16 protein-coding genes are annotated in these 18,644 nt (G+C 62.1%); 10 read left to right on the top strand and 6 right to left on the bottom strand.

Translation table 11 applies throughout. The annotated features are described in order from the left end of the window. The first annotated feature begins 102 nt into the window (after positions 1-102). Positions 103-1,494, top strand: a complete 1,392-nt coding sequence (gene gor / locus NKH57_RS23035; RefSeq protein ID WP_352947554.1) for a glutathione-disulfide reductase — start codon at positions 103-105, stop codon at positions 1,492-1,494. Positions 1,495-1,557: 63 nt separating this feature from the next. On the opposite strand, the gene mgtE is transcribed toward gor, so the two are convergent. After that, a complete protein-coding gene (gene mgtE / locus NKH57_RS23030; RefSeq protein WP_352947551.1) occupies positions 1,558-2,922 on the bottom strand; it encodes a magnesium transporter in 1,365 nt (454 codons plus the stop codon). Between the two features lie 270 nt (positions 2,923-3,192). Then, positions 3,193-5,085, bottom strand: coding sequence for an ABC transporter ATP-binding protein/permease (locus tag NKH57_RS23025; RefSeq protein ID WP_352947549.1), 1,893 nt, complete (start codon positions 5,083-5,085; stop codon positions 3,193-3,195). A 600-nt stretch (positions 5,086-5,685) separates the two neighbouring features. Between NKH57_RS23025 and NKH57_RS23020 the strand changes: the two genes are divergently transcribed. Then, complete coding sequence (locus NKH57_RS23020; protein WP_352947546.1) at positions 5,686-6,132, top strand: hypothetical protein; 447 nt, start codon at positions 5,686-5,688, stop codon at positions 6,130-6,132. Positions 6,133-6,168: 36 nt separating this feature from the next. Here the strand turns inward: NKH57_RS23020 and NKH57_RS23015 are convergent, their stop codons facing one another. After that, positions 6,169-6,849: a DsbA family oxidoreductase gene (locus NKH57_RS23015; protein WP_352947544.1), complete on the bottom strand. Its 681-nt coding sequence runs from the start codon at positions 6,847-6,849 to the stop codon at positions 6,169-6,171. 16 nt (positions 6,850-6,865) lie between these two features. Then, entirely contained in the window at positions 6,866-8,686 is a 1,821-nt protein-coding gene (locus NKH57_RS23010; RefSeq protein ID WP_352947542.1) for an extracellular solute-binding protein, read from the bottom strand. A 232-nt stretch (positions 8,687-8,918) separates the two neighbouring features. Here NKH57_RS23010 and NKH57_RS23005 point away from each other — a divergent pair, with 232 nt between their 5' ends. Beyond that, positions 8,919-9,548, top strand: coding sequence for an invasion associated locus B family protein (locus NKH57_RS23005; protein WP_023757800.1), 630 nt, complete (start codon positions 8,919-8,921; stop codon positions 9,546-9,548). 64 nt (positions 9,549-9,612) lie between these two features. Here NKH57_RS23005 and hspQ read toward each other — a convergent pair whose 3' ends face one another. Both hspQ and NKH57_RS22995 read right to left on the bottom strand, forming a co-directional pair. Further along, on the bottom strand, positions 9,613-9,936 hold the full coding sequence (gene hspQ / locus NKH57_RS23000) for a heat shock protein HspQ (RefSeq protein ID WP_023757801.1): 324 nt from the start codon (positions 9,934-9,936) through the stop codon (positions 9,613-9,615). A gap of 175 nt (positions 9,937-10,111) precedes the next feature. Further along, positions 10,112-11,320 (bottom strand): UbiH/UbiF family hydroxylase, encoded by a 1,209-nt coding sequence (locus NKH57_RS22995; protein ID WP_352947539.1) that lies wholly within the window; start codon positions 11,318-11,320, stop codon positions 10,112-10,114. 69 nt (positions 11,321-11,389) lie between these two features. Between NKH57_RS22995 and NKH57_RS22990 the strand changes: the two genes are divergently transcribed. The 7 genes from NKH57_RS22990 to NKH57_RS22960 all read left to right on the top strand — a co-directional run bounded on the left by NKH57_RS22990 (position 11,390) and on the right by NKH57_RS22960 (position 18,629). After that, a complete protein-coding gene (locus tag NKH57_RS22990) occupies positions 11,390-12,328 on the top strand; it encodes a DUF2182 domain-containing protein (RefSeq protein WP_352947536.1) in 939 nt (312 codons plus the stop codon). Between the two features lie 14 nt (positions 12,329-12,342). After that, on the top strand, positions 12,343-12,957 hold the full coding sequence (locus NKH57_RS22985; protein ID WP_352608695.1) for a DUF1326 domain-containing protein: 615 nt from the start codon (positions 12,343-12,345) through the stop codon (positions 12,955-12,957). Then, positions 12,954-13,772 (top strand): phosphatidylcholine synthase, encoded by an 819-nt coding sequence (gene pcsA, locus NKH57_RS22980; protein WP_023757805.1) that lies wholly within the window; start codon positions 12,954-12,956, stop codon positions 13,770-13,772. The genes NKH57_RS22985 and pcsA overlap by 4 nt, the downstream gene beginning before the upstream one ends. A 22-nt stretch (positions 13,773-13,794) precedes the next feature. Then, positions 13,795-14,772, top strand: coding sequence for a quinone oxidoreductase family protein (locus tag NKH57_RS22975; protein WP_352947533.1), 978 nt, complete (start codon positions 13,795-13,797; stop codon positions 14,770-14,772). 178 nt (positions 14,773-14,950) lie between these two features. Continuing rightward, the gene (locus tag NKH57_RS22970; RefSeq protein WP_352947530.1) at positions 14,951-16,528 is read left to right on the top strand and encodes an ABC transporter ATP-binding protein; all 1,578 of its coding nucleotides are present in this window, start codon (positions 14,951-14,953) and stop codon (positions 16,526-16,528) included. Continuing rightward, positions 16,525-17,655: an ABC transporter permease gene (locus NKH57_RS22965; RefSeq protein WP_352947528.1), complete on the top strand. Its 1,131-nt coding sequence runs from the start codon at positions 16,525-16,527 to the stop codon at positions 17,653-17,655. The genes NKH57_RS22970 and NKH57_RS22965 overlap by 4 nt, the downstream gene beginning before the upstream one ends. Continuing rightward, positions 17,655-18,629, top strand: a complete 975-nt coding sequence (locus tag NKH57_RS22960; RefSeq protein ID WP_031259678.1) for an ABC transporter permease — start codon at positions 17,655-17,657, stop codon at positions 18,627-18,629. The genes NKH57_RS22965 and NKH57_RS22960 overlap by 1 nt, the downstream gene beginning before the upstream one ends. The last annotated feature ends 15 nt before the right edge of the window (positions 18,630-18,644 follow it).

The following is an 18,644-nucleotide window of genomic DNA, read 5'->3' as shown; positions in this document are numbered from 1 at the left end:
AACGGCCTTGCGGCCATCAGCAAAGCCCGGCTTGTCCGGGCTTTTCTTTTGGCGTTTTGCGGCCTACCTGTCTCTCAAATTTCCGAAGCTCGAGGAGCCGTCATGGCCGGTTACGACTACGATCTTTTCGTCATCGGCGGCGGCTCCGGCGGAGTGCGCGCGGCTCGCGTGGCGGCGGCACTCGGCAAGCGGGTCGGCATTGCCGAGGAATACCGTTTCGGCGGCACCTGCGTCATCAGGGGCTGCGTGCCGAAAAAACTCTATGTCTATGCCTCGCAATTCCCCGAGCATTTTGCTGACGCCGCCGGCTATGGCTGGACGGTGCCGCAAGCCAGTTTCGACTGGCAGACGCTGGTCGCCAACAAGGATCGCGAGATCAGCCGGCTGGAGGCGATCTACAAGCGTAATGTCGAGGGCCCCGGCGGCGAGACCTTCCATTCGCGCGCTACGATCGTCGACCCGCATGTCGTGCATCTTCTCGGCGAAGACCGTACCGTCACCGCCGATCAGATCCTGATCGCGACTGGTGGCCGCCCGGCTCCGCATCCGGCGTTGCCGGGCCACGAACATTGCATCTTTTCCAATGAGGCTTTCGACCTCAAGGAGCTGCCGAAGGCGATCATGATCGAAGGCGGCGGCTACATCGCAGTCGAGTTCGCCAACATCTTCCACGGTCTCGGCGTCGACACCACGCTGGTCTATCGCGGCAAGGAGATCCTCAGCCGATTCGACATGGACCTGCGGCGCATGCTGCACCAGACGATGGAAAAGAAGGGAATAAGGATCCTCTGCCATTCGGTGTCCGAGTGGGTGCGCAAGCGGCCGGACGGCCGGCTCGATGCACTTCTCAGCAGCGGCGAGGTGCTGACGGTCGACCAGGTGATGCTGGCCATCGGCCGCATTCCCAACACCGAGAATATGGGGCTGGAAGGCATCGGCCTAGAGATGACCAAGACCGGTGCGATCGCCGTCGACCGATACTCGCGCACCAATTTCGACAACATCTGGGCGATCGGCGACGTCACCAACCGCGTGCAGCTGACGCCGGTTGCGATCCATGAGGCGATGTGCTTCATCGAATCCGCCTTCAAGGGAAATCCGACCGCGCCCGACCACGACGCGATCGCCACGGCCGTGTTTTCGCAGCCCGAGATCGGCACCGTCGGCCTGTCGGAGGACGATGCGGTCAAGCGGTTCCCCGACATCGAAATCTACCGCGCGACATTCCGGCCGATGCGGCACACGCTGTCCGGTCGTGACGAGAAGATGCTGATGAAGCTGGTGGTCGATGGCGCGTCGAAGAAAGTGCTCGGCGCCCACATATTAGGGCCGGACGCCGGCGAGATGGCCCAGCTTCTCGCCATTCCGCTGAAGGCCGGCCTGACCAAGGACGATTTCGACCGCACGATGGCGGTGCATCCGACCGCGGCGGAAGAGCTGGTCACCATGTACAAGCCGATCTATCGCGTGAAGGGCGGCGAGCGGGTGGATTGACGGGCAAACCCCGGGCTTGAGGAACTCCGCCGCGGCACGGTCACGGCGGAGTTCAGGAAGCCGCTACAGCAGCGTGCCGCGCAGGATCACCAGCGCCACCGAGAAATAAATCACCAGCCCGGTGACATCGACCAACGTGGCGACGAACGGGGCCGATGCGCTGGCCGGATCGAAGCCGATGCGTTTCAAGGCGAACGGCAGCATCGACCCCGACAATGAGCCGAAGGTGACGATGCCGACCAGGGCCGCGCCGACCGTGGTCGCGATCAGCGGCCAATGCGGGCCGTAATCGTAGAAGCCCATGTATTGCCAGAGCGCGATGCGGCAGATGCCAACCACGCCGAGCACGGCGCCGAGCACGAGACCGGTGGGCAGTTCGCGCAGGGCCACCCGCCACCAGTCGCCAAGACCGATCTCGCGCAATGCCAGCGCCCGGATGACGAGCGATGTCGCCTGCGAGCCGGAATTGCCGCCCGAGCTCATGATCAGCGGGATGAACAGCGTCAGCACGATCGCCTTCTCCAGCTCGCCCTCATAGCTCTGCATGGCGTTGGCGGTCAGCATCTCGCTGATGAACAGCGCGCACAGCCAGCCGCCGCGCTTCCTGATCATGGCGAGGAAGCTCATCTTCATGTACGGCTCGTCGAGCGCTTCCATGCCGCCGAAACGGTGCGCGTCCTCGGTCGTCTCCTCGATCATCGTATCGATGATGTCGTCGATGGTGACGATGCCGAGGATCTTGCCGTGGTCGACGACCGGGACGGCCAGCAAATCGTATTTGGAGATCGTCTGCGCCAGGGTTTCGCGATCGGTGAGCGGGGTGACCGTCACCGGCGCACGATCCGGCGCCACCGTCATGATCGAATCGTCCGGCTCGCCGGTGATCAGCCGGCGCAGGCCGGTCGACCGCACCAGGAGCTGCGTTTGCGGATCGACGATATAGATCGCGTAGACGGTCTCGCGCGTCCGCTCGACCTTGCGGATGTAGTCTAGCGTGCGCCCGACGGTCCAGTTCGATGGCACGCTGACAAACTCCGTCGTCATGATCGATGCGGCGCTGCCTTCAGGATAGCCGAGAATGGCAAGCAGCGTGGCACGCAGGGGCGGCGCAAGCCCGCCGAGCAACTCGGAACGGGCCGGCTCGTCGAGCTCGCGCAGGATATCGGCGGCGCGGTCAACCGACATGGCGGTAAGCAGCCTGCCCGCCTTGGCGCGCGGCAGCGCCTCCATGAGTTCGGAGGCGCCGTCGAGTTCGGGCTGATCGAAGATCTCGACAAGCCGCTCGAACGTCACTTCACAAAGCAGTTCCGTCGCGGTTTCTCGCGGCTCCCTGTTCAGGGCCTCGACGATGTCGGCGACGTGATCATTGGCTAGGATACGGGCGATCGCGACGGCCTCGTCGCTCGCCACCGTGGTAAATTCGTTCATGGCTCACTCCTTGCCGTCCGGCAGGACATGAACCATTGGAGGTCACGTCTAGGCGGACGGCGGTTGCGTTCGACTGTGACTGTCGCCAGGCATGGCGCGGTGACCTTTCTGCTTGCGGGTTCGCGTTTGACTGTCTGCAAGCGGGCGCAACATAGAAGCGCGCCTTGCCGTGTCAATCGCGGTGAGGAGGGATAATACCGGCGAGCGGCCGAGATCGCGCGACTGTGATCGTCGGCAGCCGCATTGCGGCCAACTCAAGCCGCTGGGGCGCTATTTCTGCTTCAGCCGGCGCGAGAAGCGTAGCCACTTGTCCTCGACCGGCCTTGGCTGTGCGAGAATGGTTGTGAGCTCGACGGGCAAGGTCGGAACCAGTGGCTTCTTGGTGGCGACACCGTCGGCGATGGCGACGATGCTGTGATAGAATTCGCTGCCGGTGATCGATCGCGGCGCCACCGCCTCGTGCATGACGCTGATCACCGTGACATCGGGGCAGTTGTCCTTGATGGCCTGATGGAAGGCAACCTTGCCATCGGGGTCGAGCGCTCCGGTCGCCTCGTCGAGGAACAGCAGACCCGGCTGCTGCAGCACGATGCGGGCCACCACCAGCTTCTGTTTCTGGCCGCCCGACAGGACCTGATCCCAGCTTTTGCCTTCGCGGTTTTCGTAGGCCATGTGCTCGATGAAATCGCCAAGCCCGGCCTTGTGCAACGCCGACGCGACCTGCGCGTCGCCATGGTCGCGCTCGGAGCCGGGCAGGCAGACCAGCTGTTTCAGCGACACCGGCTGCAGCTTGACCTCCTGGGCGGCAAAGAAACTCTTGACGCCTTCCGGGAAGACGATGGTGCCGCGGCCATAGGGCCACAGGCCGTTGATCGCCTTGATCAGCGAGGTCTTGCCGCAACCGGATTCGCCTTTCAGGAAGGTCCATTCGCCGCGCCGGAAGCGCAGATTGGCGGCGCTAAGGAACGGCGTGGCATCCTCGCCCTGATGCGCCAGCTCCAATTTCTGGATGGTCAGGCCGAAAACCGCGTTCTGGCTGGCATACTGGAAGTCGGAGCGGCCGGTCTGGCTGTAGAATTCCTGCGGATGCTGGACATTCTCGATCGCGTTGGCCAATTCGGTGACACGCTGGCTGTTGGCGCGCAGCGTGGCGATGGCGGGCATGACATGGATGAACCAAGAACACTGGCCGATCAGCGAATTGACCAGCTCGGAACCGGTTATGTAGCCCTTGAGGTCGAGGCCGTTGTGGATGAACGGCACCAGGCCAGGTCCGTAGGCGACAATGCGGGCGCCGATGAAATTGTAGATCAGTTCGAACGACATGTAGACCGTGTTGACGATGTTCAGCCGCGTCCAGGTGCCGTCGATATCGACATAGAGCAGGCCATGCATGGTCCTCTGTACGCCTTCGCCCTGAGACGCCGCGACATGGAAGCTGCGGCGCAGGAACGTCGTCAGCTCGCCGCGATAGCTGCCTTCCGCCTGCTGCATCCTGACGTTGAGGCGCTCGAGCAGGCTGCCGAGCTTGACCGCGATCCAAGTGTTCAGCGGCACGTAGGTAGCGACGCCCAGGAAGGCGAGGACGGCGCTGCCATAGTTGCCGAGGAACTCCAGGCCTTTCACCTCGACGGAGTTTTCGAGCAGCTTCTGGCCGACGAAATAGAGCGAAGTGGCGACGCCAAGCACGCCCATGGCGAGGCCGATGGCGCCGCCGGTCATGTCCTTGATGGATTCCTGGACGCGCTGGTCGATGTTGTCGGGGGCCGGTGCGCCGCTGCCGGTTGCCGCATGCTGGGCATGGAAATGGGTATGATTGCCATCCAGCAACGCTTCATTGAAGCGACTGTCGAGCCAGCCGCGCCATTTGCGGTGCAATGTCGCCGAGACAAGATTGCGGATGCCGGTAAAGCCGGCGTCCTTGAGCAAGACCAGCAGCACGAGGATGCCGGCATTGACCAGCAGCGAGCGAAGCGGCGTGGTGTTGGCGGCGTCATGGAAGAATGCGATCGAGTTGACCAGTTCGCCGGAGGCTTCGGCGAACCAGACACCGGCCTTGCTGGACAGCGCCGTGAGCAGCGCGATCACCAGCGTCAGTGTCCAGGCTTCCTTCCAGCGGTCAGAAACCCAGTAGGCCCGCATCAGGCCCCAGAAGCTGCGCATCGACGATACCGGCGTCAGAAGCGATCGCCCTGAGGCATCGCGAGGTGTTTTTTCCGGTACTGACTCTTGCGATGGTCTACCGACCCGAATCACGATCCCGCCCAAACCTTTTTTCTTTTGTTACGGATGGTAACACCAATTGATCATTTTCCATTAATTTAAAACCCGGCCGACTGGATTACCCCGGCAGCCGTTGCCGTGAGGCAACAGAGTGCACGCTGAAATACGACGGCAACGGTCGGCAGAAATCAGGATATAGTGATTGATTTCAAGGAATTGACCTGCAGCGACCAGCTGTCACGGCAGCTTCCCCTAGGGAAGGCAATCACACGGTTTTGTGAACTTGAAATCATGGCAACCGACCGATTTTCTCACTGCGGGTTGACCTGAGCACCCGAAAACTTGCCGTTCGTGATCTCGCCGGGCACGCCATCACCATCCTTTCCTGAGGCAGGAAGTGACCGGAATCATCTGAGCGGCGCGTTCCTGTTGTCGAGGAGCCAGGGGGAACTGCGTTTGACAATTCATCGTTCGGAATTGAACCTTGCCTGGCGTTGTCGATACCCATGCATGTCCGGTTCTCCAACAAGGAAGTTTCCAATGCTTGCACGCGCGGCCGCAATCCTGTCCCTCTTCGCCGGGCTGCCTCTGTTTGCCTGGGTACCTCCGGCGCATGCCGCCTCGCAGGGCATCCCGTCAAGCGCCGAAGGCCAGATCGAGTTCAACACGCCGTCCGCCAACATCGGCTGCATCTACACACTGAAGGGCGGCACCGGCACCTATGAGCCGCGGGACGGCGGCCCGGAGCTGAGCTGCTCGCGCATCGAACCGAGCTATATCACCATCATCCTCGGACCCAAGGGGCCGGCCACGCTGATCAAGAACCCGGGCGAGCAGGGTTGCTGCAGCGACGTCGACAAGCTTGGCTACGGCCACAGCTGGAGTGCGGGGCCGTTCTCGTGCCAGTCGTCAACCAAGGGACTGACCTGCACGGCCACGAACGGACATGGATTTTTTATAAGCAAGGCCAAGGCGACGGTGAAGTAACGCTTGCCTTGTCGGGAAGGCGAGGGATGGCCGGCCTCAGCCGACCTTCTCCAATTCGCCACGCGCCTTGGCAGCCGCCACCTGACGAATGGCATCGGCCAGGGTATCGGCATCCTGCGCGCCCATGACCGCGTATCTGTCTTCGAGCAGAAAACACGGCACGCCTGTTATGCCCATGCGCGACGCGGTGGCGATCTCCGTGCGAACCGCCTCGACATCGGCCTCCGTCGGCAAAAGCGTGGCGACCACGGACGCGTCCATGCCGGCTTCGCGCGCGGCTTCGGTCAATACGCCACGGTCGCCGATGTTGGCGCCTTCCTCGAAATTCAGCTGGAACAGCCGGCGCACAAGCCTGTTCTGCACGGCTTCGCCGGCAGCACCGGCCCAGCGGATCAGGCGGTGCGCATCGAGCGTGTTGGCCGCCACCTTGATGGCGTCGAAAGCGAAGGAAATGCCCTCGGCCTCGCCCAGCGGCTCGATCCGGTCATGAATCTCGCGGATGCGCACGTCGCTGCCGAACTTGGCCAGCATGTATTCGTGGCGATTCTTGCCCTGCGGCGGAATGGTCGGATCGAGCTGGAACGGCCGCCAGCGGATATGCACGTCGATATCGCCGACAGCGGCAATCGCCTTGTCCAGCCGCTTCTGACCGATAAAGCACCATGGGCAGACGACGTCGGACACCACATCGACGGTGACGGCGTTCGGTTCGCTCATCTCGATCTCCTGAATTTCAGTTCGGTTTGCGCCACCAGGCCGGCAGTTGATACCCAAATATGGGCGTCTTTCGCGGATGTTCCAGGTAGTTCCAGTAGGCAATCCATTGCTGCGTGTTGTGCTGCATCGGCACCATGTAGTTGCCGGATATCAGCAGCCGGTCGAGAACACGAACCGCGGCGACATAATCCTCCTTCGTGCGGGCGCGCAGCATCGCTTCGATTGTCGCGTCCACCGCCGGATCGGCGACGCCGGCAAGATTGAACGAGCCTTCCGTCCTGGCTGCGGCCGAACTCCAACGCCCGGTCTGTTCGATGCCGGGCGACAGGGAATTGTTGAAGCCGCTCGAACCGACCAGAACCTCGAAATCGAAGCGCTGCTTGCGAGACTGGATCTGATCGCCGTCGAGGCCGCGAATGGTGACATTGACGCCGATCTTCTCCAGCGTGCGTTGGTAGATGCCGGCGAGGCGCTCCTCATCCTGCGAAGCGGTCAGGATCTCGAAGCCGAAAGGTTTGTCGTCAGGATCGAGCATCGTTCCATTCTGCACGTGGTAGCCGGCGCCTTTCAGCAGGTCGAAAGCTGCCTTCAACACGCGGCGATCCTGGCCGGATCCGTCAGTCACCGGCGGCCGGTAAGAGCCGTCCATCACATCGGCCGGCACGCGGCCGGGATAGGGCGCCAGAAGCGACTTCTCCCTGTCGTCGGCCGGATGGCCGAGCGCGGAGAGCTCGGAATTCTGCCAGTAACTCATCGTGCGCGTGTATTTGCCGCCGAACAGGTTCTTGTTGGCCCATTCGAAGTCGTAGAGCATGCCGAGCGCGCGCCGCACGACCGGGTTGGCGAATTTCTGCAGCCTCGTGTTGAACAGGAAACCGGTCACCACGGGCGGAATGCCGGTGTCGAAGGTTTCGGCAACCACGTCGCCCTTGTGGAACGCGGGAAAATCGAGATCGCGCTCGCGCTTTACCGGATCGCCGTCGTCGTCGATGGCGCAAAGCCCTTTCTTGAACGCTTCGAGCTTGGCATTGGCGTTGAGGAAATACTCTATGGTGATCTGGTCGTAATTGTCGAAACCGCGCTTGGCCGGGACATCCTTGCCCCAGTAATCCGGGTTGCGCTTGAAGACGATGCGCTGGCCGGGCTGCACCTGCGCGATCGTATAGGGACCACTGCCGATCACCGGCTTCAGCGTCGTCTTGTCGAAGGTTTCCTTGTCGAATGCGTGCTTCGGGATAATCGGCGTCAGTGCGATGATCAGCGGGAATTCGCGATCGGCCTTCTCATTGAAGGTGAAGCGTACGCTGTGGTCGCCGGTCTTTTCGAGCTTGGCGACCCTGGCCATGCGGTCGCTGTAAGGCGGGCGGCCTTTCTCCGTAAAGACGTCATAGCTGAACAGCACATCTTCCGGCGTCACCGGCTCACCATCGGACCATTTGGCCTTCGGGTTGAGGTGGAACTCGATGCTCTTGCGCTCGAGATCCATGTCGGCGGTGTCGGCCAGCAGGCCGTAAAGGCTAAACGGCTCGTCATAGTTGCGCTGCATCAGCGGCTCGAAGACCAGATTGCCATAGATCGTATCCATCATGCCGCGCGCCGTCGTGCGCAGGCTCTTGAGGATGAAAGGGTTGAGATTGTCGAAGCTGCCGACGACGCAAGAGGTGATGTTGCCGCCTTTGGGCGCATCGGGATTGACATAGTTGAAATGCGTGTAGTCGGGCGGCAGAGCTGGCTCGCCCTGCATGGCAATGGCGTGCTTCGGCTCGGATGCGGCCGGCTGATGCGAAAGTGCGAGAAACGATATCGCGGTGATCAGCCAAACAAGAACGCGGCCCATGACCGTCTCCTTAATGGGTCGGCTTGATGATTCGGTGCGCACCCTAGCATGACGCAGCTGCGCGCCGGCCAATCGTGCTTTCAACAATTGCTGACATCGGGCTGGATTCGACACCGCTTGCAGTGTAACACGCCCTCCGAAGTCATTCTGTTGCCTCATTTCGGCAACAGGTAGCTGGACCACACGGCACGAAGAAGCCGGTTCCGGGATCATTTGAGAGGAAGTGCACGACATGACGAGCCTGAACAGCAACGCGTACCGCCTGTCGGTCATGGCCGCTGGCGTGGTCGGCTTTCTCTGCGCAGGACTTTCCGCTGCTTCCGCACAGCAGCAACAGCAGATTCCGCAAGGCTGGTTCAAGGCCTGCACCAAGCAGGAAGACGTCGACATCTGCAATGTCCAGAACATCACCACCGCCGGCAACGGCCAGTTGGTCACCGGCGTCAGCCTGATCGAACTGAAGGGCAAGGTGAACCGCAAGGTGTTCCAGGTCACGGTCCCGACCGGTCGTCTGGTGCCTCCCGGCATCGGCCTGCAGATCGATACCGGCAAGGCGCAGAAGCTCGACTATGTAATCTGCTTTCCTGATCGTTGCGTGGCGGAAGTGCCGCTGACCGATCAGCTCGTCGCCGCGTTCAAGAAAGGCCAGGCGATTACGCTGACCTCCGTCAATTTCCAGAACCAGCCCAACCCGATCAAGGTCGCCCTGCAGGGCTTCAGTGGCGCCTATGACGGCCCGGCGCTGCAGCAGTCGGATATCGAGGACCGGCAGAAGAAGCTCCAGGATTTTGTCGCCAAGAACAACCAGGATTTCGCCAAGAAGCTCAAGGAAGAGCAGGACAAGGCGAAGACCGCCAACTGACCGGTCGATATCGCAGGCCAAACAAAGAAGCGGGGTCATGCCCCGCTTTTTTTATGACCGTCGCTTAATGCCTGGACTGCCGTTTCGGCTGGTAGCCCCCATCCGGCTTCTTGTCGAACATCTCCTTGATCTGTGGATGCCGGACGGGTTCCCCCGACTGATCCTCGAGCAGATTCTGTTCGGAGACATAGGCGACGTACTCAGTCTCCGAATTCTCGGCGAGCAAATGGTAGAAAGGCTGATCCTTGCGCGGCCGCACGTCGGCAGGAATGGCTTCGTACCATTCGTCGGTGTTGGCGAATTGCGGATCGACGTCGAAAATGATGCCCCTGAATGGAAACAGCCGGTGGCGAACCACCTGTCCGATTGCGAATTTGGCTGTTTTCATCGTACTCACCACTGAATTCCTTGGCTTTATTTGGCGCAGACTGGGCCTGAATTCAATCCCGAAGCGCTTCAGCGCGCTCCGAAGCTACGCAAGACGAGGCGCAAAGGTTTTACCGCATGCGGCCGATGTCGACGATCGTCGATGACGCAGCTTGTCGGAAACGGGAAGATCGCTGTCAGCGTGCCGGCCTTCGCCGGCCGCCGGCCAGCGCCGCAAAGCCGCTGCCGGGACGAAGTCCCTCGCGCATGAAAAAAGCGCGGAGCGGCGCGAAGCCGCCAAGCGCGCCGAGCCCGGCAACGCGGGCCATCTGTGCCGGCAGCATGCCGGAAAGCAGCGACATGTTGAGCAGATTGACCGCGCTGCTGCGCGCCAGAATATCGGGCCGACGCTTAAAATCATATGCCGCCAGGGCCTTGGCAGCTCCCGGGTCACTACGATTTTCACACGCGATTCCAATTAGATCTTCGACATCCCTGATACCGAGATTGAGGCCCTGCGCGCCGATCGGGGGAAACACGTGGGCGGCTTCGCCGATCAACGCTATCCGGTTTCGCGCAAAACGCAGCGGCGTCACAGCCGAAAGCGGGTAGATCTGCCGGCCCGGCTCGACCGTCACCCGACCCAGCATCGACTGCATCTGCTGTTCGATCCGCATCGAAAGCGTCGCATCGTCCAACGCCGCGAGTTCGGCCGCGGTCTCGGGTTTCACCACCCAGACCAGACTTGAGCGATTGCCGGGAAGCGGGACCTGAGTGAACGGACCGGTCTCGGTGTGGAATTCCGTCGAGGTGAAGGCATGGTCGCCATTGTGACGGAAATTGAGGACAAGGGCTGCCTGCGGATAGGAGCGAGCCGAGGTCGAGATGCCGGCAGCCTGGCGCGCCGGCGACAAGCGCCCGTCGGCTGCCACCCCAAGCGATGCGTCCACCGTGCTGCCATCGGCCAGAACGGCACGGGCGTGTTCGGCGTCGAGGTGCCAGTTGGCCACCATGGACCGTCGCCATTCGATGCCGGCATGCGCGGCAACGGCTCTGGCGAGCGCCGGATTGAGCACACTGTTGGGCAGGTTCAGGCCGAACTGATCCTCGTCTATCTCGCTGGCGCGGAAGGTGACGACCGGACTGCGGATCAACCGACTGGTCGCGTCGACGATGCGCATCACTTTCAAGGGCGCCGCCTTGGACTTGATCCCTTCGAGCACGCCCAGCCGCTCAAGCATTTTCACGGCAGGGTTCATCAGCGCCGTCGTGCGGCCATCGGGGGCAGAGGCCTCGGGCCCGACCAGCGTCACCGGGAAACCGGCAGCGGCCAAACCAAGCGCCGCGATCAGTCCGGCCGGCCCCGTGCCAGCAACCAGTATCCGCGCAGTTCGCTCATGCTCCAAGATCGGCTTCCGGCTTGCAATGCGAGGCGGCCACCCGGCCTGCCCGTCGATGAGCATATAGGGCAGATCATGCCGCTTGATCAACGCGGCGATTCGGCCCATTCGGATGACATGATCGGCCAGCAGGACGACTTCAGCCACCTCGATCGCGCCGGCCGCGCAATGGCCACCATTGCGCGCAATCCTCGGGTCACGGCAAACGTCGTCGTCGGCGCTTGTATCCTGCTTGCCTGGCTATTGCTTGCCGCGATGGCAATCCGCGGCGCCGAAGGCGGATTTGCAGGCGTCAGCGCCCCCGGCGACACGATCCTGCGCAAGCTGCCGCAACCGCCGCTGCCCGATTTCCTGGAACGGTTCTTTGCGCTTTGCCTGTCGCCGGCGCCGCTGGATGCAAGCCTCGGCCTGCAGGCCGGTGGGCTCGTTTCGATGTGGTTCCTGATGGCGATCGCGACGATGCTGCCTTCAGCCGCGCCGATGATCCGGACTTACTGCGAAATCGCCGATACGGCACGCATCAAGGGCGAGCCGGCCGTCCATCCGCTGGTGCTGGTCGCCGGCTACCTCAGTGTCTGGCTCGGCGCCTCTGTGACGTTCGCCGCACCGACCTTGGCCGCCCACGCATTCGGCTCGCCAGACGGGTTGCTGGTCCCGGTCGTCGGCATTGCCGGTGCGCTGGCGCTTCTGACTGCCGGCCTCTATCAGTTCAGCGGCTTGAAAGAAGCCTGCCTGACAAAGTGCAAGAACCCGTTCTCGATCCTTTTCGCGAACTGGAGCGCAAGGCCGGTCGGCATCTTCCGGCTTGGGGTCAAGCAAGGCCTCTGGTGCCTCGGCTGCTGCTGGGCGCTGATGATGGTGATGTTCGCTGTCGGCGTCATGAACGTCTTCTGGATGGCGTTGATCGGGCTGTTCACCCTGATCGAAAAACAAACAGCGAGCAGGGTTCCAACCCGGCTGGCCGGTGCGATACTGCTTGTCTGGGCAGCCGCGCTGCTAGTAGTCTCACTCTGAGTGGGGGAAAATCAATGGCAGATCAGGACTGGGCGATGAAAGGAGAGCTTGTACTCTCCTGTAATTGCACGGTTTTTTGCCCTTGCGTGTTGTCGCTCGGCAATCATCCGCCGACCGAAGGCTATTGTCAGACCTGGGCGGGGTTTCGCATCGATGCCGGCCATTTCGGGGACGTCGACCTATCCGGCCTCAATCTTGGGCTGGTCATGGAAATCCCAGGTTACATGAGCCGCGGCAACTGGACCGCCGGCCTGTTCATCGACAAGCGTGCCTCAGTCTATGCGGTCAAGGGGCTGACGAAGATCTTCACCGGCAAGGCAGGCGGAACCACATCGCTGCTCTCCATCCTCGTCGGCAAATTCCTCGGCGTCGAGCAAGTGCCTATCACCTATGAGACGCGTGACAAGACGCGTATCTTCCAGATACCGAAGATCATCGACGGTGCGGTGACACCGGTCCCCGGCAAGGATCGTGACAAGGATACGGTGATCAGCAACTCGGAATACTGGATCGCGCCCGAGATCATCGTCGCCAGGTCAGACAAGAGCAAGATGCGGGCCTTCGGCCGCAACTGGAATTTTGCCGGCCGTTCGGCCGAAATCTGCAAGCTGGATTGGCGGGGCCCGTGAGCAAGAACACAACGGCCCGGAAAGCCGCCAAAAAGATCACCGACCGGATTCCGCGGCCGAAGAAGAAAGTCACCTGGCCGCAGGCGAGGGCGTTCTCCGTCCATCTCTTGACCGCGTCGGGCTCGTTCCTGGCTTTCCTGTCGCTGGTGGCGGCAAGCGAAGAGCGCTGGACCGCGATGTTCTGGTGGCTCGGGCTGGCGCTGTTCGTCGACGGCATCGATGGGCCGATCGCGCGCAAGCTCGAGGTCAAGGAAATCCTGCCTACATGGTCGGGCGAACTGCTCGACAACATCATCGACTACGTGACCTATGTCCTGATCCCGGCCTTCGCGCTGTATCAGCGAGGCTTCATGGGCGAGGGCCTGTCGTTCCTGTCGGCGGCGATCATCGTCGTCTCCAGCGCCATCTATTATGCCGACACCGGCATGAAGACGAAGGAGAATTTCTTCAAGGGATTCCCCGTGGTCTGGAACATGGTGGTGTTCACGCTGTTCGTCATCGAGCCCGGACAATGGGTTTCGTTCGCGGTGGTGGTGGTGGCCGGCATTCTGACTTTCGTCCCGATCAACTTCATCCATCCGGTGCGGGTGGTGCGGCTGCGCCGTATCAACCTTGCGATGACCCTCTTATGGTGTGCTTTCGGCGCGCTTGCCCTTGCACAGGCGGCACTCGCCGCCTTCTACGATCAGATCGGCGTGCTGGGAGAACAAGTCGGCACCTTCACCAAGATCGGCATCACCATCACGGGGCTTTACCTCGCCAGCATTGGTGGCATCATGCAGTTCTTTCCCAATCTCGGTGCCAAGAAGGCCTGATCAGCCAGAGGAAGCCCAGCCTATGTCCAAAGCGATCCGCATTCACGCCCATGGTGGCCCGGAAGTCCTGACCTATGAGGACGCCGATCCAGGCCAGCCCGGAGCAGGGCAGATCCTGATCCGGCACACGGCGATCGGCCTCAATTTCATCGATGTCTATCATCGCTCCGGCCTTTACCCGCCGCCCGGCGGGTTCCCGCTTGTTCCCGGCGGCGAAGCTGCCGGCGTCGTGCTGGGGGTCGGCAAAGGCGTCGAGTGGCTGAAGCCCGGCGACCGGATCGCCTACGCCGTGACGACGGGAGCCTACACGCAAGAGCGCGTCATCGACGCCAGCCGCGTCGTCAAGGTGCCGGATGGCATCAGCGACGAACAGGCCGCCGCGATGATGCTGAAAGGCATGACCGCTGAGTATCTGCTGCGCCGGACGTTCAAGGTGAAGGCGGGCGACACGATCCTGTTCCATGCTGCGGCAGGCGGCGTCGGGCTGATCCTCGGCCAATGGGCCAGATATCTCGGCGCGACCGTCATCGGCACCGCCAGTTCGTCCGATAAGATCGAGCTCGCCAAGGACCACGGCTTCGACCATGTCATCAACTACAAGGAGCAGGATTTCGTCGCCGGGGTCGCCGCCATCACCGACGGCAGGAAGTGCGACGTCGTCTACGATTCGGTCGGCAACGACACGTTTCCGGCTTCGCTCGACTGTTTGAGGCCACTTGGCATGTTCGTCAGCTTCGGCCAGTCCTCGGGGCCGATCCCGCCATTCAGCATGTCGTTGCTGGCGCAGAAGGGCTCGCTGTTCGCAACCCGGCCGACGCTGTTCGTCTACAATGCAAAGCGCGAGGACCTCGAAGCCTCCGCCGCAGCCTTGTTCGAGGTCGTGCTCAGTGGCGCCGTCAAGATCAAGATCAACCAGCGCTACGCGCTCAAGGACGTGGGCAGGGCGCATTCCGACCTCGAGGGCCGCAGGACAACAGGAACGACCATTCTCATTCCCTAGAGACCGATTACAAACTCTACTCTGTCGGCCAAAACAGTCCCTTAGTCCGTTCTTCCTTGCTATTGCTTGAATTTCCGCTGAAATTCTTGAAGCTCTTTCAAGACGCGTGCCGCTTTCCGATGGGAGCCGGCCGCGCCTACCATGCTTTCGGGAACACAGAACATGTCTGGCTAACCAGATGGGAGGCACTGTGAGTGCAAATCAGGACGGCACAAACCTGCTCGAGGTCCGTGGCCTCACCAAGATATTCGGCACGCTGACAGCGTGCGATCATGTCGATCTAGACATCGCCAGGGGTGAAATCCACGCTTTGCTCGGCGAAAACGGCGCCGGCAAGTCGACGCTGGTCAAGATGCTGTTCGGTTCGCTGGAGCCCAATTCCGGCGAGATCTTCTGGAACGGCCAGGCAGTCAGGATTTCCAGCCCCGGCGTGGCCAAGAAACTCGGCATCGGCATGGTGTTCCAGCATTTTTCGCTGTTCGAGGCGCTGACCGCGGCCGAGAACATTGCGCTATCGCTGGACGACGGTTCGCCGATCAGCAGCATTGCGGCGAAGGCGAGGGCGCTTTCCTTCAGCTATGGCCTGCCGCTCGATCCTGAATCGCTGGTCGGCGACCTGTCGGTGGGCGAGCGCCAGCGTATCGAGATCATCCGCTGCCTGCTGCAAACGCCGCAGCTCATCATCCTTGACGAGCCGACTTCGGTGCTGACGCCGCAGGAAGCCGACAAACTGTTCGAGACGCTGGATCGTCTGCGTTCGGAAGGCAAATCCATCCTCTACATTTCGCACCGGCTCGAAGAGGTCAAACGCATCTGCGACCGGGCCACCGTGCTGCGGCACGGCAAGGTCGTCGGCCACTGCAACCCACGTGCGGAAACCGCCTCATCCCTGGCGCGCATGATGGTCGGGAACGAGGTGCAGGCGGTGGTGCGCGCACCCGTCGAGGGCATCGCCACGGCACAGCCACTTCTCGAGATCCGCAACCTCAGCCGCAAGCCGGCGACGCCGTTCTCGATCCCGCTCAAGGGCATCGACCTGAATGTCCGGGCCGGCGAGGTGATCGGCATCGCGGGCGTCGCCGGCAACGGCCAGGGCGAGTTCTTTGAATCCGTCTCCGGCGAGGTGTTGCAGCAGGATGCCGCCTCGGTGCGGATCCGTGGCAAGAATGCAGGCAATCTCTCCATCACCGGACGGCGCCTGCTGGGCGCCGCTTTCGTCCCGGAAGAACGCCTCGGCCACGGCGCCGCGCCGCGCATGAAGCTTTCGGAAAACCTGCTGCTGTCGCGCCATGCCACCGACGGCAAGGCCTTCGTCGGCGGCGGCGGAATGGTCGACAGCGCGGCCATCTACGCCGCCGCTCAACGCATCATCGAGGCGATGGACGTGCGCAAGAGCGCGCCGGATCCGGAGGCGGCGGCACTTTCGGGCGGCAATCTGCAGAAGTTCATCGTCGGCCGCGAACTCGACCGCCGGCCAAGCGTCATGGTCGTGAACCAGCCGACCTGGGGCGTCGACGCAGGTGCCGCCGCCCACATCCGCCAAGCCTTGATCGAGTTGTCACGCAGCGGATCGGCGGTGCTGGTGATCAGCCAGGATCTCGACGAGCTGTTCGAGATATCGGATGCGATCGCGGTCATGCACAATGGCGCGCTGTCGAAGCCGATGCCGATCGCCGAAGCGACCTTCGAGAAAGTCGGCTTGCTGATGGGCGGCGCCGAACCCGGTCACGCCGAACACACGATGGAGACGGCATGATGCGCCTCGAACTCGTCAAACGCCCGCAGCGCTCGGCGCTGTTTTCAGCCCTGTCGCCGTTCATCGCCTTCGCGCTGACGATCATCGCCGGCGCCATCATGTTCGCACTGCTCGGCGTCAACCCGCTGACCGCGTTCAATATCTATTTCATCGAGCCGATCAGCCAGGTCTGGCAATTGCACGAGCTGGCGATCAAGGCGGCTCCGCTCATCCTGATCGCTGTCGGCCTGTCGGTCTGCTACAAGGCCAATGTCTGGAACATTGGTGCCGAAGGACAGTTCATCTTCGGCGCCATCTTCGGCTCAATCATTCCGGTGCTGTTTCCGCAATTCGAAGGGCCGCTGGTGCTGCCGCTGATGCTTTTGCTCGGCATGGTCGGCGGTGCGGTCTATGCGGCGATCCCCGCCTTCCTGAAGACCCGGTTCAATACCAACGAGATCCTGACCAGCCTGATGCTGGTCTATGTCGCCCAGCTTTTCCTCGACTGGCTGGTGCGCGGTCCTTGGCGCGATCCGCAAGGCCACGGTTTCCCGCAGACGATCCAGTTCGGCGACTCGGCCGTATTGCCGGAACTGCTGCCGGACGCCGGTCGGGCGAATTGGGGATTTGTCTTCGCGTTGGTCGCCGCGGTGCTGATCTGGATCCTGATGAGCCGCATGCTGAAGGGCTTCGAGGTGCGCGTGCTGGGGTCAAGCCCGCGGGCAGGGCGTTTCGCCGGCTTCGGCCTCAAACGCATGGTGTTCTTCGCCTTCCTGCTGTCGGGCGCGTTGGCAGGGCTTGCCGGCATCTCGGAAGTCTCGGGTGCTATCGGCCAGCTGCAGCCTGTCATTTCGCCCGGCTACGGCTTCACCGCCATCATCGTGGCGTTCCTCGGCCGCCTCAACCCGCTCGGCATCGTCGCCGCCGGCCTGGTGCTGGCGCTGACCTATCTCGGCGGTGAAGCGGTGCAGAGCGCACTCGGCATCTCCGACAAGGTGGCGCGGGTATTCCAGGGCATGCTTTTGTTCTTCGTGCTCGGCTGCGACACGCTCATCCACTACCGCATCCGCCTGATCGGCCTGGCGCTGACAAAACCGGAGGGTGCCGCGAAACTCGATCCGGAGCCCAAGCTGAAGGAAGCCCGTTGATGGACATCACCGTAAACATCCTTCTGACCATCGCCACGGCGGCAACGCCGCTGCTGATCGCAGCGATCGGTGAACTGGTGGTCGAGCGCTCCGGCGTGCTCAACCTGGGCGTCGAAGGCATGATGATCATGGGCGCCGTTGGCGGGTTTGGCGTCAGTTATCTCACGGGATCACCCTGGATCGGGCTGCTGGCGGCAATCGCCATGGGCGCCGTGTTCTCGCTGCTGTTTGCCGTCATGACGCTGTCCCTGGCCACCAACCAGGTGGCGACCGGCTTGTCGCTGACGCTGCTCGGGCTCGGCCTCTCCGGCATGATGGGGACGAGCTTCGTCGGTCAGCCCGGCGAACGGCTGCCTAACCTCGACATTCCCGGCCTGACCTCGATCCCGGTGATAGGCCGATTGCTGTTCGGCCAGGACCCGATCTTTTACATTTCGATTGCGCTCACAGCTGCCGTCACGTGGTTCTTGTTCAAGACCCGGACCGGGCTGACACTGCGCTCCATCGGCGACAGCCATACGTCGGCGCATGCGCTTGGTATCAAGGTCATTCGCTACCGCTATCTCTCCGTCATCTTCGGTGGCGCCTGCGCCGGTCTCGCCGGCGGCCATCTGTCGCTGGTCTACACGCCGCAATGGGTTGAGAATATGACTGCCGGCCGCGGTTGGATCGCGCTGGCACTGGTCGTGTTTGCCTCGTGGCGGCCATGGCGGGTGCTGGCCGGCGCCTACATCTTCGGCGCCATTTGGGTTGGCCAGCTTCACGTGCAGGCAATCAACCTCCAAGACTTCGTCGATGCTCCCTGGGTGATCTACAAGGTCATCGCTTTCCTAAAATCATTTCCGTCTCAACTGCTTTCTTCTCTGCCCTATCTGGCAACCGTCGTGGTTCTCGTTCTAATCTCGCGCAACAAGCGTCTGACGATGATGAACACGCCGGCTTCCTTGGGGCAGCCATTCGTTCCGGATCGTTGACAACAAAAACAAACG

It is taken from the genome of Mesorhizobium sp. M1050, assembly GCF_040318715.1.
Lineage (GTDB): Bacteria > Pseudomonadota > Alphaproteobacteria > Rhizobiales > Rhizobiaceae > Mesorhizobium.
The sequence above is the reverse complement of the archived record's forward strand: the minus strand, read 5'-3'. Positions and strand labels throughout refer to the sequence as shown.